Origin of the sequence: Moritella sp. 5 (assembly GCF_018219455.1) — a bacterium.
Classification (GTDB): Bacteria; Pseudomonadota; Gammaproteobacteria; order Enterobacterales; family Moritellaceae; genus Moritella.
The window spans coordinates 4,600,322-4,615,000 of sequence record NZ_CP056122.1 but is presented as its reverse complement, the minus strand read 5'-3'; the positions used below and the strand labels follow the sequence as shown (position 1 = coordinate 4,615,000).

At 41.4% G+C, this 14,679-nt stretch carries 11 protein-coding genes, 1 tRNA gene and 2 rRNA genes; 11 read left to right on the top strand and 3 right to left on the bottom strand.

Annotated elements, in window-relative coordinates; all coding sequences use genetic code 11:
- Positions 1–70 precede the first annotated feature (70 nt).
- The 3 genes from HWV01_RS20615 (at position 71) to HWV01_RS20605 (ending at position 3,355) form a co-directional block, all read left to right on the top strand.
- Positions 71–2,964, top strand: a 23S ribosomal RNA gene (locus HWV01_RS20615).
- Positions 2,965–3,102: 138 nt separating this feature from the next.
- Positions 3,103–3,218 (top strand): 5S ribosomal RNA (rrf, locus tag HWV01_RS20610).
- Positions 3,219–3,278: 60 nt separating this feature from the next.
- Positions 3,279–3,355 (top strand) — tRNA-Asp (locus HWV01_RS20605).
- 473 nt (positions 3,356–3,828) lie between these two features.
- On the opposite strand, the gene HWV01_RS20600 is transcribed toward HWV01_RS20605, so the two are convergent.
- Complete coding sequence (locus tag HWV01_RS20600) at positions 3,829–4,950, bottom strand: PKD domain-containing protein (RefSeq protein WP_211673281.1); 1,122 nt, start codon at positions 4,948–4,950, stop codon at positions 3,829–3,831.
- 511 nt (positions 4,951–5,461) lie between these two features.
- On the opposite strand from HWV01_RS20600, the gene glnK reads away from it, so the two are divergent.
- The 4 genes from glnK (at position 5,462) to HWV01_RS20580 (ending at position 9,192) form a co-directional block, all read left to right on the top strand.
- Positions 5,462–5,800, top strand: coding sequence for a P-II family nitrogen regulator (gene glnK, locus HWV01_RS20595; protein WP_211673280.1), 339 nt, complete (start codon positions 5,462–5,464; stop codon positions 5,798–5,800).
- A 12-nt stretch (positions 5,801–5,812) separates the two neighbouring features.
- Positions 5,813–7,045 carry an ammonium transporter gene (locus tag HWV01_RS20590; RefSeq protein WP_211673279.1) on the top strand — a complete coding sequence of 411 codons (1,233 nt, stop codon included), beginning with the start codon at positions 5,813–5,815 and terminating at the stop codon, positions 7,043–7,045.
- A gap of 178 nt (positions 7,046–7,223) precedes the next feature.
- Entirely contained in the window at positions 7,224–7,823 is a 600-nt protein-coding gene (locus tag HWV01_RS20585) for an aminodeoxychorismate/anthranilate synthase component II (protein WP_211673278.1), read from the top strand.
- A gap of 163 nt (positions 7,824–7,986) precedes the next feature.
- Entirely contained in the window at positions 7,987–9,192 is a 1,206-nt protein-coding gene (locus tag HWV01_RS20580) for an aspartate aminotransferase family protein (RefSeq protein ID WP_211675930.1), read from the top strand.
- A 361-nt stretch (positions 9,193–9,553) separates the two neighbouring features.
- Here the strand turns inward: HWV01_RS20580 and crp are convergent, their stop codons facing one another.
- Positions 9,554–10,195 carry a cAMP-activated global transcriptional regulator CRP gene (gene crp / locus HWV01_RS20570; protein WP_006032405.1) on the bottom strand — a complete coding sequence of 214 codons (642 nt, stop codon included), beginning with the start codon at positions 10,193–10,195 and terminating at the stop codon, positions 9,554–9,556.
- Positions 10,196–10,479: 284 nt separating this feature from the next.
- Here crp and HWV01_RS20565 point away from each other — a divergent pair, with 284 nt between their 5' ends.
- The 4 genes from HWV01_RS20565 (at position 10,480) to panF (ending at position 13,506) form a co-directional block, all read left to right on the top strand.
- Complete coding sequence (locus HWV01_RS20565; protein WP_067041997.1) at positions 10,480–10,884, top strand: OsmC family protein; 405 nt, start codon at positions 10,480–10,482, stop codon at positions 10,882–10,884.
- Between the two features lie 245 nt (positions 10,885–11,129).
- Complete coding sequence (locus tag HWV01_RS20560) at positions 11,130–11,714, top strand: cache domain-containing protein (protein WP_211673277.1); 585 nt, start codon at positions 11,130–11,132, stop codon at positions 11,712–11,714.
- Between the two features lie 168 nt (positions 11,715–11,882).
- On the top strand, positions 11,883–12,077 hold the full coding sequence (locus tag HWV01_RS20555; RefSeq protein ID WP_211673276.1) for a DUF997 family protein: 195 nt from the start codon (positions 11,883–11,885) through the stop codon (positions 12,075–12,077).
- On the top strand, positions 12,070–13,506 hold the full coding sequence (gene panF / locus HWV01_RS20550) for a sodium/pantothenate symporter (RefSeq protein ID WP_211673275.1): 1,437 nt from the start codon (positions 12,070–12,072) through the stop codon (positions 13,504–13,506). Before HWV01_RS20555 ends, panF begins: the two co-directional genes overlap by 8 nt.
- Positions 13,507–13,591: 85 nt before the next feature.
- On the opposite strand, the gene HWV01_RS20545 is transcribed toward panF, so the two are convergent.
- Positions 13,592–14,548 (bottom strand): pseudouridine synthase, encoded by a 957-nt coding sequence (locus HWV01_RS20545; RefSeq protein WP_211673274.1) that lies wholly within the window; start codon positions 14,546–14,548, stop codon positions 13,592–13,594.
- Positions 14,549–14,679: the final 131 nt, after the last annotated feature.

The window sequence follows — 14,679 nt, the reverse complement described above, 5'->3', positions numbered from 1 at the left end:
GTATTCTTGAGGCGAAAAAAACTAGATAATACCTAGTTATTTCAATTGTACGGTCGACTTTAGATTGTATGGTTAAGTGACTAAGCGTATACGGTGGATGCCTAGGCAGTCAGAGGCGATGAAGGACGTGTTAATCTGCGTTAAGCTGTGGGGAGTTGATAAAAAGCGTTAATCCACAGATTTCCGAATGGGGGAACCCACTCTACTTTGTAGAGTATCGTAACGTGAATACATAGCGTTACGAAGCGAACCGGGAGAACTGAAACATCTAAGTACCCCGAGGAAAAGAAATCAATAGAGATACCCTTAGTAGCGGCGAGCGAACGGGGTCTAGCCCTTAAGCAGTTTGGAAGTTAGTGGAAGATTCTGGAAAGTTTCACGATACAGGGTGATAGTCCCGTACATGAAAACGACCTTACTGTGAAATCGAGTAGGACGGCACACGTGATATGCTGTTTGAATATGGGAGGACCATCTTCCAAGGCTAAATACTACTGACTGACCGATAGTGAACCAGTACCGTGAGGGAAAGGCGAAAAGAACCCCTGTGAGGGGAGTGAAATAGAACCTGAAACCGTATACGTACAAGCAGTGGGAGCAGACTTGTTCTGTGACTGCGTACCTTTTGTATAATGGGTCAACGACTTAATTTCAGTAGCAAGGTTAAGCGAATAGCGGAGCCGTAGGGAAACCGAGTGTTAACTGCGCGAATAGTTGCTGGGATTAGACCCGAAACCCGGTGATCTAGCCATGGGCAGGTTGAAGGTTGAGTAACATCAACTGGAGGACCGAACCGACTAATGTTGAAAAATTAGCGGATGACTTGTGGCTGGGGGTGAAAGGCCAATCAAACCGGGAGATAGCTGGTTCTCCTCGAAAGCTATTTAGGTAGCGCCTCGCGTCTAACTATTGGGGGTAGAGCACTGTTAAGGCTAGGGGGTCATCCCGACTTACCAACCCTTTGCAAACTCCGAATACCAATAAGTTCAATCGCGGGAGACACACGGCGGGTGCTAACGTCCGTCGTGGAAAGGGAAACAACCCAGACCGTCAGCTAAGGTCCCAAAGTGTATGTTAAGTGGGAAACGATGTGGAAAGGCTCAGACAGCCAGGAAGTTGGCTTAGAAGCAGCCATCTTTTAAAGAAAGCGTAATAGCTCACTGGTCGAGTCGGTCTGCGCGGAAGATTTAACGGGGCTAAACATACCACCGAAGCTACGGATGCAAAGACTTGTTCTTTGCATGGTAGAGGAGCGTTCTGTAAGCCGTCGAAGGTGAGTTGAGAAGCTTGCTGGAGGTATCAGAAGTGCGAATGTTGACATGAGTAACGATAATGGGGGTGAAAAACCTCCACGCCGAAAGACCAAGGGTTCCTGTCCAACGTTAATCGGGGCAGGGTGAGTCGACCCCTAAGGCGAGGCCGAAAGGCGTAGTCGATGGGAAACAGGTTAATATTCCTGTACTCACTTATATTGCGATGGGGTGACGGAGAAGGTTAGGCTAGCATGGCGATGGTTGTCCATGTTTAAGGTTGTAGGCTGTATGCTTAGGTAAATCCGGGCGTACATTAAGGCTGAGAACTGATGACGAGTCTCTACGGAGATGAAGTAGTTGATACCCGGCTTCCAGGAAAAACCTCTAAGCTTCAGATATAAGAGAATCGTACCCCAAACCGACACAGGTGGTTAGGTAGAGAATACTAAGGCGCTTGAGAGAACTCGGGTGAAGGAACTAGGCAAAATGGTACCGTAACTTCGGGAGAAGGTACGCCAATGATGGTGAAGGACTTGCTCCGTAAGCTATTGTTGGTCGCAGAGAAATGGTGGCTGCAACTGTTTATTAAAAACACAGCACTGTGCAAAATCGAAAGATGACGTATACGGTGTGACGCCTGCCCGGTGCCGGAAGGTTAATTGATTGGGTTAGACTTAGGTCGAAGCTCATGATCGAAGCCCCGGTAAACGGCGGCCGTAACTATAACGGTCCTAAGGTAGCGAAATTCCTTGTCGGGTAAGTTCCGACCTGCACGAATGGCGTAATGATGGCCACGCTGTCTCCACCCGAGACTCAGTGAAATTGAAATCGCTGTTAAGATGCAGTGTACCCGCGGCTAGACGGAAAGACCCCGTGAACCTTTACTATAGCTTGGCACTGAACATTGAACCTACATGTGTAGGATAGGTGGGAGACGTTGAAGCATTGTCGCTAGATGATGTGGAGTCAACCTTGAAATACCACCCTTGTACGTTTGATGTTCTAACGTAGGCCCCTTATCGGGGTTGCGGACAGTGTCTGGTGGGTAGTTTGACTGGGGCGGTCTCCTCCCAAAGAGTAACGGAGGAGCACGAAGGTTGGCTAAACATGGTTGGACATCATGTGGTTAGTGCAAAGGCATAAGCCAGCTTAACTGCGAGACAGACACGTCGAGCAGGTACGAAAGTAGGTCTTAGTGATCCGGTGGTTCTGAATGGAAGGGCCATCGCTCAACGGATAAAAGGTACTCCGGGGATAACAGGCTGATACCGCCCAAGAGTTCATATCGACGGCGGTGTTTGGCACCTCGATGTCGGCTCATCACATCCTGGGGCTGAAGTTGGTCCCAAGGGTATGGCTGTTCGCCATTTAAAGTGGTACGCGAGCTGGGTTTAGAACGTCGTGAGACAGTTCGGTCCCTATCTGCCGTGGGCGTTTGAGAATTGAGAGGAGCTGCTCCTAGTACGAGAGGACCGGAGTGGACGAACCACTGGTGTTCGGGTTGTTATGCCAATAGCATTGCCCGGTAGCTAAGTTCGGAACTGATAACCGCTGAAAGCATCTAAGCGGGAAGCAGGCCTCGAGATGAGTTCTCACTGGAGCTTTAAGCTCCCTGAAGGGCCGTTGGAGACTACAACGTTGATAGGCAAGGTGTGTAAGTGCTGTGAGGCATTGAGCTAACTTGTACTAATTACCCGTGAGGCTTAACCATACAAATTAAAGTATGATTAATTGAAATATCGACTTAAGAATAGACAGAACACTTTATGTTTTAAAGACTTCTTTATTTATAGCTTTTCAGATTTAAAAATGAAACGTAAGTTTCTATATAGAAAGCAAACCAAATTTGCTTGGTGACCATAGTGTTGCGGTACCACCTGATCCCATTCCGAACTCAGTAGTGAAACGTAATAACGCCGATGGTAGTGTGGGGCTTCCCCATGTGAGAGTAGGGCATCGCCAAGCGCCAAACAACGTCGAGAGACTATAAATTAAGACTGATGGAAACATTAGCACAGATTGTGCGGAGTGGTAGTTCAGTTGGTTAGAATACCGGCCTGTCACGCCGGGGGTCGCGGGTTCGAGTCCCGTCCACTCCGCCAACAAACAACGAAAGCCTGAATCGAAAGATTCAGGCTTTTTTTGTGCCTGAAATTCAGTGATAAGTATCGAGCAGATTGTGCGGAGCGCTCGTTCGTATGAGTCGTATTCAGTTGATTAGACTCTTTATAAAAAGATAAGCGGCCTATCACGCCGGAGTGCGGGTTGTGGTTTATAGAAAACCGTCCGCTTTCTCTTTGCCAACAAACAACGAAAGCCTGAATCGAAAACTTTTTGTTAGAAATAGAGGCTTTTTTTGTGCCTGAAATTCAGGATACAAAAAATACAGATTGTTCGGAGTTGTCGTTCAGTTGGTTAGACTGTTTACCTAAAAAAGGCGGCCTGTCACGCTGCCGAAGGCTTCGCGGGTTCGAGTCCCGGCACTCCGCCAACAACAACGAAAGCCTGAATCGAAAGATTCAGGCTTTCGGATAAACACTAACCATTTAATTTTAGGTTGGGACTGCTCGCTAACTTAGCACTCATTATTACCTTGCTGTCTTACCTGCCAAGTTAACGTTGGTTTTATACGGGGAAATGATAAATCATCGATGTATTGTTGAATTCTCGCACCACACCAAGCTTCTGCCGCTGCACGACTTGTAATTGGTGAAGTACTAAAGCACTGACGTTCATCTGTTTTTTTATACAACCAGCTAGAGGATGTTAATACATCACAAGTTACGTAAGAGCCTTCTTCGTAAACATTAATTGTTTCTGTTTTTGTATTTGTTACACCTTCTTTACTCGCGACAGTTAAAACCACGTTGTAAGGGCCTTCTGATGGGTAAGTTGCGGAGGCCGTAATCCCCGTTGCTGATTCTCCATTACCAAAATCCCAGTTATAAGACGAGATATCGCTGCTTTGGTTGGAACTTTCGCTCGCATCGAAGCTTACAACTAACTTATCCTTTGTATAGTTTAACTTTGCAGTTGGAGTTGTTATTTCATCAACAACGTAAACAGTCGTTGCTGTTGTTGCTTGGGTGTTATCTTCGGCTGTGACTTTTAAATGAACAATATGTTGCCCTGTTTTGCTAAAACTATGGGTGACTTGAGGTCCTGACAACTCTTGACCTTCAATCACCCAATCAATTTGAGATAAAGAGCCTTCACTATAGCTAGAGGAATCGCTATTAAACGTATATACCGTTGTTGCTCTATCCGTAATGCCTATTATTGCGCGTGGGGATAGGGGCTGTGTAGCTATATCTTCTGCACTGATTGTTAAATTTTTTGAAAACTGAGCTAAAGCTTCTCCAGTATGATTCTCTACTGTTAACTTTACTTTGTAGGTGGCAGCTTCTTTAAACTCATATTGAGGTGCTTGTTCTGGATATAATGAGGTTACTTGTCCTTCACCTTCTAAGCTTACTGACCAGTTAAAAGTCATGTCGTCAGTGGATTGCTCAACATCATTTACGGTATAAACGGAACTGAAATTATAAATGGGTGAGTTTATATCACTAGGTGTAGCTGAAAAACTCACGGATGATATCGTTTTTAATTTGTCATCCTTATCGTCATTATCAAATACATCCTCAGAACCGCAAGCTGTAAGCGTTGATAATAGTGCTACCAGTAGTAATTTCTTCATCGTATTTCTTCCATGAGTTTAGATTTTGAGTAACAGATCCATCTTGGCTACTCGGGTTGGAAGCACATTATCATTATAACGGATTATAAGAAGTACCAATTTGATTGTGGTACAAAACGTTGTGTCACCTTTTGTCTGGTGCTCTTATTGAAATGATTTAATTTATTTTAAATGAATTATATCAAATTTAATTATTTAGACTTAAATGAGCCTAATTAGTAGTAATGATTAACAATTAAAATTAATTAATTTATTACGTAATTTTAAGGTATAAGAAGTTATTAAAAGTGGGATTACGATCTCACATTTTATAGTTGTTAACATTTGAACAACAATTGCACTGAATTGGGGTTAACAACTTCGCTGCTGCACCAAGTTAGTGCTTTATAGATGCGTAAATGTGGGGGCATTATATTAAGCTGTTGAATTTACTTTGTTTTAATTGTTGGCACGGACGTTGAATTAAGTTTAATCATATAGATACTCAATATACTCAGGCAAGGAGCTCTTTATGAAGCTAATAAGCGCAATCATTAAACCATTTAAACTCGATGATGTTCGTGAAGCAGTAGCAGATATCGGTGTTGAAGGATTAACAGTAACTGAAGTGAAAGGCTTTGGTCGTCAAAAAGGTCATACCGAATTGTATCGTGGTGCAGAATATCAAGTTGATTTTTTACCTAAAGTTAAGTTAGAAATCGCAACACAGAGTGAAAATGTTGATCGCGTAATTGAAGCTATTAATAGTGCTGCTTATACGGGAAAAATTGGTGATGGTAAGATTTTTGTTTACGATTTAACACAAGTTGTGCGTATCCGTACGGGCGAAATGGACTCAGAAGCAATTTAAAGGAAATAAATTATGCAAGAGCTAACAACTACAGTTACTGAGCTGCGTTTTGCACTCGATACTTTTTACTTTTTAATGTCAGGTGTACTTGTGATGTGGATGGCGGCAGGTTTTGCTATGCTCGAAGCTGGCCTCGTTAGATCTAAGAATACAACTGAAATTCTGACAAAGAACATCGTGCTTTATTCTATCGCATGTATCATGTTTTTATTAGTCGGTTATAACATCATGTATGTTGGTAATACTGAAGGCGGCATTATCCCATCATTTGGTTCTTTAATTGGCTCACAATCTGAGGGCGCTGATCACTCATTAGAATCAGACTTCTTCTTCCAAGTTGTATTTGTTGCAACAGCAATGTCGATTGTATCAGGTGCGGTTGCTGAACGTATGAAACTATGGGCTTTCCTCGCCTTCACTGTTGTTTTAACTGGTGTTATTTACCCGATGGAAGGTTACTGGACTTGGGGTGGTGGTTTCTTAGCTGAAGCTGGTTTCTCTGATTTTGCGGGTTCAGGTATTGTACACATGGCTGGTGCGACGGCTGCATTTGCTGCCGTACTTCTACTGGGCGCTCGTAAGGGTAAATATGGTAAGAACGGTGAAGTGTATCCAATCCCAGGTTCAAATATGCCACTAGCAACATTAGGTGCATTTATCTTATGGATGGGTTGGTTTGGTTTTAACGGTGGCTCACAACTACTACTTTCAGATGCTGAAAATGCAACGGCTGTTGGTCAAATCTTTCTGAACACGAACGCGGCGGCGGCTGCCGGTGCTGTAGCTGCATTGCTTATTACTAAAATAATGTGGGGTAAAGCTGATTTAACAATGATTCTTAATGGTGCATTAGCTGGTTTGGTTACTATCACGGCAGACCCTCTGAGTCCTGCACCCGCATTTGCTACATTATTGGGTGCTTTAGGTGGTGCGTTAGTCGTATTTAGTATCGTAGCATTAGATAAAGCGAAGATTGATGATCCAGTTGGTGCTATCTCAGTGCATGGTGTTTGTGGTCTATTTGGTTTAATGGTTGTTCCATTTAGCAATTCAGATGCAACATTTAGTGCTCAAATATACGGCGCAGCGATTATCTTTGCTTGGGTATTCGCAGCAAGTATCTTAGTGTGGGCTGTACTGAAAGCGACAATGGGTATTCGTGTTACTGAAGAAGAAGAAGTTACAGGTATGGATATGGCTGACTGTGGTATCGATGCTTACCCTGAGTTTGTATCAGTTAAATAAATTGAGTTCATAGCAGGTTATAAATAACAAAAGCTCAGCAACTGCTGAGCTTTTTCTTTGTTTCTTTAAACATAAAGATGACTCAGTCGTGTCGATTTATTCGAAGGCACATTATTAGAATCCAATTTCTACCTATGATATTATTCACTTAGTTTCCTCATTAGAATTTTAATTCCGCATGTTACTTATTATCGATAACTACGATAGTTTTACGTTTAATTTATTTCAATACTTCTCAGAGCTTGGGCAAGAAGTTGTCGTTAAGCGTAATGACGAAATTTCACTGGAGCAAATATCTATCCTGTCTCCTGATTATTTGGTTATTTCTCCAGGACCGTGTACACCCAACGATGCTGGTATTTCATTATCTGTTATCGAACAGTTTGCAGGGAAAATACCAATTTTAGGCGTTTGCCTTGGTCATCAATCTATTGCCCAAGTATTTGGCGCAAATGTAATTAAAGCTAAAAAAGTGATGCATGGTAAAACATCGAAAATACAGCATAAAGGTAAAGGCGTTTTTGCGGGGTTAAATAACCCTTTAACAGTTACGCGTTATCATTCTTTGATTGTTGAGACCTTGACGTTGGGTGACGAATTTGAGATCACTGCATGGACTGAAGATGATAAAGGTGAATTTGATGAGATTATGGCATTTAAGCATAAATACTTCGCTTTAGAAGGTGTGCAGTTTCATCCAGAAAGCATTTTAACCGAGCAAGGCAAAGAGTTGTTAAATAATTTCCTTCTCAAAAATCAACTTATTTCAAGAGATTAACCTTAGCTAAAGAATTAATAAATTTTCTGCCGTGTTATTACATATTAAACTTGACGTGTGACTAATTATTTATAACTATTGAATATGTATGCATTTATTGATGCCGCTAAAGGATTTAGACATAGACGTTCACTGAGAGGAAAGGGATATGAGCAATAATGTAATGAATGTTACTCGGGTAGATTTTGATAATGTAATGGTTCCTAACTATGCCCCGGCAGCTATGATCCCAGTTCGAGGTCAAGGGTCACGTGTTTGGGATCAAAATGATAATGAATACATTGATTTTGCTGCTGGCATTGCCGTTAGCTGTTTAGGCCATTGCAATCCCCTTTTAGTTAAAACGCTACAAGCACAAAGCCAGAAATTATGGCATGTGAGTAATTTACTCACTAATGAGCCAGCATTAAGGCTAGCCAACAAACTGACAAATGCGACGTTTGCGGATAAAGTATTCTTTGCTAACTCCGGTGCGGAAGCAAATGAAGCAGCGTTAAAGTTAGCGCGCCGTTATGCACACGATAAATTTGGTGAAGGCAAAGATCAGATCATCGCCTTTAATCAGGGATTCCACGGCAGAACTTTTTTTACTGTCACTGTGGGGGGGCAATCGACTTACTCGGACGGATTTGGTCCTAAGCCTGGAGCTATAGAGCATGTTAACTTCAATGATCTTAATGCATTCGAAGCATTAATCAGCGACAAAACCTGTGCTGTAATAGTGGAACCTTTACAAGGTGAAGGGGGCATACATGCGTCTAATCAACAGTTTTTGATTGGTGTGCGTGCGCTTTGTGATAAATATAATGCGCTGCTGATATTTGATGAAGTACAAACAGGTGTTGGTCGTACAGGGCATTTTTATGCTTATCAACATACCGATATCAAACCTGATATTTTAACATCAGCAAAAGGCCTCGGTGCCGGTTTCCCTATTGCGGCAATGTTAACAACAGCGACTATTGCTGATAGTTTTACTGTGGGTACGCATGGCAGTACTTATGGGGGTAATCCGCTTGCTTGTAGTGTTGCCGAGGTTGTTGTTGATACGGTTAATGATGAGGTTTTTTTAGCGCAAGTTAAAGCAAAGTCTACGATTTTCCAAGACGCATTAACCGAGATAAATAATCAATATGCTATTTTTTCTGACATTCGTGGTGAAGGCTTGTTATTGGGTGCCGAATTAACTGAGCAATATCAAGGTCAGGCAATTGCGATTATGAGGCAAGCGGCTCAAGAAGGGTTATTACTATTGGTCGCTGGTGCGAATGTTTTACGTTTTACACCCGCTCTGAATATTCCAGAAGAAGATATTCATGCAGGTATGAAAAAGCTTCGTCTTGCTATTGAAAAATGGCTATCCGCTTAACATATACTAATATGTGAGTCAGGTAGTACCTATAGCACCCCTTGCAGCGTTTAATACTGACTTACCATTATGGGTGTTGGTTATGATCATGATGTCCGTAGCGTTGTCTATGGCGGCACTGGCTATTTATTTTGAAGAAGGAGTGCGTAATGGTTCCTTGGTGTCGATTGCGAAGTGAGTTGATAGTTTTATGCTGAATTACAAGATGAAGGTGAGTCGTGTAGTGATACGTCAGTGTTAATTAAGCGATTGAATAAACTACAAGGTAATTCAAAATAAACCATACATAATTTAAAATGACGCCTGATTTATTATATAACGAATCAGGCGTTGCTTTTATTATTTTAGTAAACGGGTTGGATTAGCGTGTGCCAAATACAACAATCGTTTTACCATGAGCTGAGATCAACTCTTGCTCTTCAAGCATCTTCAAAATACGGCCAACGGTTTCACGTGAACAACCAACGATTTGACCAATTTCTTGACGAGTAATTTTAATTTGCATGCCGTCTGGGTGCGTCATTGCGTCAGGCTGTTTTGCTAAGCTTAATAGCGTTTGTGCAATACGGCCAGTTACGTCTAGGAATGCTAGATCACCAACTTTTTGACTTGTTATCTGTAGACGTTCAGCCATTTGACCTGATAAACGCATTAGGATTTCAGGGTTGACTTGGATTAATTGACGGAATTTCTTGTATGAAATTTCTGCTACTTCACATGGTGATTTAGCACGGATCCATGCACTACGTATAGGTTCTTCAGTATCTTCAAATAGGCCTAGTTCACCCATGAAGTCACCTTGATTTAGATAAGAAAGGATCATTTCTTTGCCTTCTTCATCTTTAATTAGAACTGCCACAGAACCTTTAACGATAAAATACAAAGTTTCAGCTTTTTCTCCAGCATGGATCAGTGTACTTTTTGAAGGGTACTTGTGAATATGGCAGTGAGATAAAAACCATTCTAAAGTAGGGTCAGATTGTGGCTTGCCGATAACAACCATGGGTATTCCTCTGTAAGTTATTATAATCGCAAATTATGTCCGTGTTGCGATATTTTAATTTTATTATTATTACTGACTTGATAGCATAAGAGACAATAACACTAATAAGCAAGAACTGAGTTGATTTCTGTTCAATATCAACGTGAATATATCATTTTTTGAATATTGACTTGCTGTTTATTTGTGACTTTTAACTATATTTGGGATATGAGACAGTATTTGATTACTAATGTGGTGTTAAATATTGTCTAATGCCTTCTAATTAGACATTAACGAGGTGTTTTATGAAAGCAAATGTGAAGTGGATCGACAAAATGCAACTGATGGGTACGTCAGAAACGGGTCACGGTATCCTTATGGATGGTGATCGTAATGGTATCGCAGCAAGCCCGATGGAAGTTGTACTCATGGGAATGGGGGCGTGTAGCTCTATTGATGTCGTCGATATTTTGAAAACAGGCCGTCAAAATATCCTTGGTTGTGAAGTTAATTTAACCAGCGAACGAGCTGCAGAACCGCCACGTGTATTTACTAAAATTAATGCACATTTTGTGGTTTCGGGTAATGACCTAAATGAAAAAAAAGTAAAACGCGCTGTTGAATTGTCGATGGAGAAATATTGCTCAGTCGCCAAAATGCTAGAGAAAGCAGCGGAAGTGACCTCAAGCTATGAGATTGTAGCTAAATAAATTGTCTTGATCGCCAATTATTAATGGTAGGTATACTGCATGCTTATTGTTAATTTGTCTCCCCAGGTTATTGCATCCTTGTAATATAGCTATGATGAAAATATGCACAATAGGGTTATTGATAATATAATGTGTTTCATATTTAACATTAATTGTCATTTTCCTTATTGTTTACAGTCGTTTATGTTTTTTATGTGTTAGCATTATGATAGATTATTTTGTTGTGTTAAGTTGTAGAGGCTGTAATGTGCCGTCGTAATTCTGTTATCTGTAAAATTACCTTATGTGTTGTATTTAGTTTTATCGCGTTGATTTGTATCGCATTGGGTTATTTATCAATATTACGTGAAGAAATGCTGACAGAAAGAAAGTCGCGTCTTGTTAATATTATTAATAAAACGGAAATTATCTTTCAACGTTACGATTTGTATTACCAGTCTGGCGTGTTGTCACTTGAACAGGCACAAAAGCAAGCTTTAAAGCACCTGTCTCTACTCGATAGGAATTATATTTTTGTCTTCGATGATAATTACACCTTGCTTGCTTCTTTAGGTGGTTTGGATAACTCAACCCATAATGTTAAAATGCTTCAAGACGCTAATGGTAATTACACCTATCAAGTCATCTATGAAAAAGCAAAAAGATCAATGGCTGGTACTTTCGTAAGCTATTGTTTTCCATTGCTTATTGGCGGTAAGTCCGTGCGTAAAATTTCTTATAGTAAGCGTTTTGATACCTGGGGCTGGACCTATGGTGCTGGTGTTTATATTGATAATATTGATTCGATTATTAGTCATACGCTTATTTCGTTCGATGAACACGTTGTATAACAAATATGTCATTCTTTATTCGTTAATATAACTATGTTTGGGTGTAAGCTATCCCCCCGATATAATTAAGCGTAAAATACTCGAACTATTGAATAATTCATACGACTAGAATTATTTATCGATAATGGTTATCTATACTCTCCGCGGGTATTTATTTTAGGCTAAGCTATGCACTCTATTTCAAAAAAAACGCTGCTGCTGACATTGGGCTACTTTGCTCTATGGTGTGCAGGACCGTTATTATTACAAACGCAAGGTGACTGGTGGGGACTTCCCGTTTGGTTCTGGTTTTCTTGCCTGTTTGCACCCTTATTACTTATTTTCATCCTTATTTTAATGATTAAATCGACTTATCATGACTAATCTTATCCCTATTCTTATCTATCTTGTTGCCAGTTTGCTCATTACCCGTTGGTGGAGTGCTCGTCAATCAAAACAATCCAGGGACTTATACCAAGATAAAGCCAAACGCTTTTTTATTGGTGGACGTTTTCTTAATGGCCCGTTACTCGCACTGACATTAGTGGCGACCTACACCAGCGCCAGTTCATTTATTGGTGGACCTGGTGCAGCCTATAAAATAGGATTGGGCTGGGTATGGCTTGCGCTGATCCAAGTACCAGTCGCTATGCTTACATTGGGTGTATTAGGGCCTAAGTTATTGGCGCAACGTAAAGCCGAGCACGCGACGTTAATCGAGTGGCTTGATGCGCGATATCAGAATAGTTGGCTAACTAAATTAGCATTAGTGAGTCTGGTTATGGGTTTCATTGCCATGATATCGGTACAGTTTATTGGTGGTGCACGTTTATTCTCTGGGGTTAGTGGTATTAGCTATGAACTAGGGCTCGGGCTATTTGTTATCACTGTACTGGCTTATACACTTACCGGCGGCTTTCGTGCGGTGGTGATTACCGACGCATTTCAAGGTATTTTGATGATCATTGGTGTATTAGTCATCTTCTTGACGTTGTTGTCACAGGGTGGGTTAACAGCACTTATGGCGGATGTTAGCGCGCAATCTCCGACGTTATTAAGTCCACAAGGTAATGATGGTCAGCTTGGGTGGCCAATGATGTTGTCATTTTGGATGCTGATTTGTTTTGGTACGCTAGGTTTACCGCATACTGTCGTGCGATTATTAGCGGTCAAAGATACCAATGCATTAAAACGTGGGATGATTTGGGGAACAATTATTAGCTTTCTAATGACTTTGATTCCGCATTTGAGTGGTGTGTTAGGCCGTGCTTTATATCCTGCTCTAACGATACCTGACGAGATCATGCCTAGATTAATTACCGGCTTGTTTACCCCGTTCTGGGCTGGCGTATTGTTGGCTGCGCCTATTGCAGCAGTGATGTCATCGGTGGATTCGATGCTATTGCAATCAGCGGTTAGCTTGGTACGCGATGGCGCTGTGCGTTGCTATCCAACGATGACAGCAAGTAAGCAAGTATGGCTAACTCGTCTTGCCATGTTGCTGATTACCTTGATTGCAACTTATTGTGCGATTGAACCACCGAAAATGATTGTTTGGCTTAATCTTGCTGCTTTTGGGGCATTGCAGGCTGTGTTTTTATGGCCTGTGTTGGCAGGACTTTATTGGCCAAAAGTTTCGGGGCATGCCGCTTTATCTGCAATGCTGACAGGTCTTGTGAGTTATTTGTTATTACTGTGGTTTAAACCTGCGATGTTTGGTATTCATCCTATTGTACCTGCATTGTTAATTTCGATGTTTGGGATGTTAGTTGTTCATCGTGTTCAGCAAGCCCATACAAGTCAAAATGCATAATTGAATACGCTTTATTAGGGCAGACCTTTACTCCTCGAAGGTCTGCTTAAAGCTATTGCAAGATACAAACGCTACATATGGCTGTTTAAACGGGAGTAATAACATCGATTCTGTTATCCACTATCGCTTCAATATCAAGCCCATCTGTTATTATATCATGTTTAATGCCTGTTACTGGATCGGTAAATTTAAGCTGTTGGGCTAATAGCTGTAATGGCTGATTAAAATTATCATCACATCGGTCTAATAATGTTGGATACAAGCGGTCGTTTACCAATGGCATGCCTAAACTATGCATGTGTAAGCGTAATTGGTGTGTCTTACCGGTAATTGGGGACAGTCTAAATAAACCAAACTCACCTTTAACGTCAATCAGTTCTATCTGAGAGTGACTGTTAGCTTCGCCATCGCTGATCTGCATCGTGAAGCTTGGCTCACTTTTGACAATTCTATTCTTTACTGTCCAATTACGTGGAAGCGTGAGGCTACCTTCATTGTGTTGTCGTTGTAAGTCCGGTGTTAACCGAGCAATGGCTTGGTAATGTTTGGTGATATTGCCATGTTTAAATAAGTCATGGTATAGATGGCGCTGCTCAGGGTGTTTAGATAGCAGCATTAAGCCAGCGGTCGCACGGTCAAGGCGATGCGCAGTTACTAGTGTTTCGATACCGGTTTTTATTCTTAGGCGATTCACTAAGCATTCATTAACAAATTGCCCGCTGGGACTGACCGCTAAAAAGTGTGGCTTGTAGGCAACAATAATGTGGTCATCTTCGTAAATAATTTTTTCTGCAAAAGGGATCTTTTTTTCTACCGCTACTTCACGGTAATAATAGACCCGCTCTCGTGGTACAAATGCACAATCTAGGGTAATTAAGCGACCATCACGCCAATGCACTTTGCCATCGATGATCCGTTGTTGCCATATCGTCGCGTCAATCTGTTTGAAATGATTGATAAGAAAGCTGAATACGGTAGGCTTATCGGTCACGCTTTCTGGTAATACAATATGCGAAGCGTGGGTGGCACGAACGTGAGACATAAGATTAATAAACTCGGTTAAAACGGGAATAGGGTTAAGTGGGGGAGTGTACCTGAATTTATGATCTCATTCTTGTTTACAACTACCTAATGACATACATAAACGCTTAAATAAGTATTATAAATATCGCT

Bases quoted from the DNA above. Each gene is read 5' to 3' on its own strand.
- HWV01_RS20600 (WP_211673281.1), bottom strand. From the start codon at position 4,950: ATGAAGAAATTACTACTGGTAGCACTATTATCAACGCTTACAGCTTGC.
- glnK (WP_211673280.1), top strand. From the start codon at position 5,462: ATGAAGCTAATAAGCGCAATCATTAAACCATTTAAACTCGATGATGTT.
- HWV01_RS20590 (WP_211673279.1), top strand. From the start codon at position 5,813: ATGCAAGAGCTAACAACTACAGTTACTGAGCTGCGTTTTGCACTCGAT.
- HWV01_RS20585 (WP_211673278.1), top strand. From the start codon at position 7,224: ATGTTACTTATTATCGATAACTACGATAGTTTTACGTTTAATTTATTT.
- HWV01_RS20580 (WP_211675930.1), top strand. From the start codon at position 7,987: ATGAATGTTACTCGGGTAGATTTTGATAATGTAATGGTTCCTAACTAT.
- crp (WP_006032405.1), bottom strand. From the start codon at position 10,195: ATGGTTGTTATCGGCAAGCCACAATCTGACCCTACTTTAGAATGGTTT.
- HWV01_RS20565 (WP_067041997.1), top strand. From the start codon at position 10,480: ATGAAAGCAAATGTGAAGTGGATCGACAAAATGCAACTGATGGGTACG.
- HWV01_RS20560 (WP_211673277.1), top strand. From the start codon at position 11,130: ATGTGCCGTCGTAATTCTGTTATCTGTAAAATTACCTTATGTGTTGTA.
- HWV01_RS20555 (WP_211673276.1), top strand. From the start codon at position 11,883: ATGCACTCTATTTCAAAAAAAACGCTGCTGCTGACATTGGGCTACTTT.
- panF (WP_211673275.1), top strand. From the start codon at position 12,070: ATGACTAATCTTATCCCTATTCTTATCTATCTTGTTGCCAGTTTGCTC.
- HWV01_RS20545 (WP_211673274.1), bottom strand. From the start codon at position 14,548: ATGTCTCACGTTCGTGCCACCCACGCTTCGCATATTGTATTACCAGAA.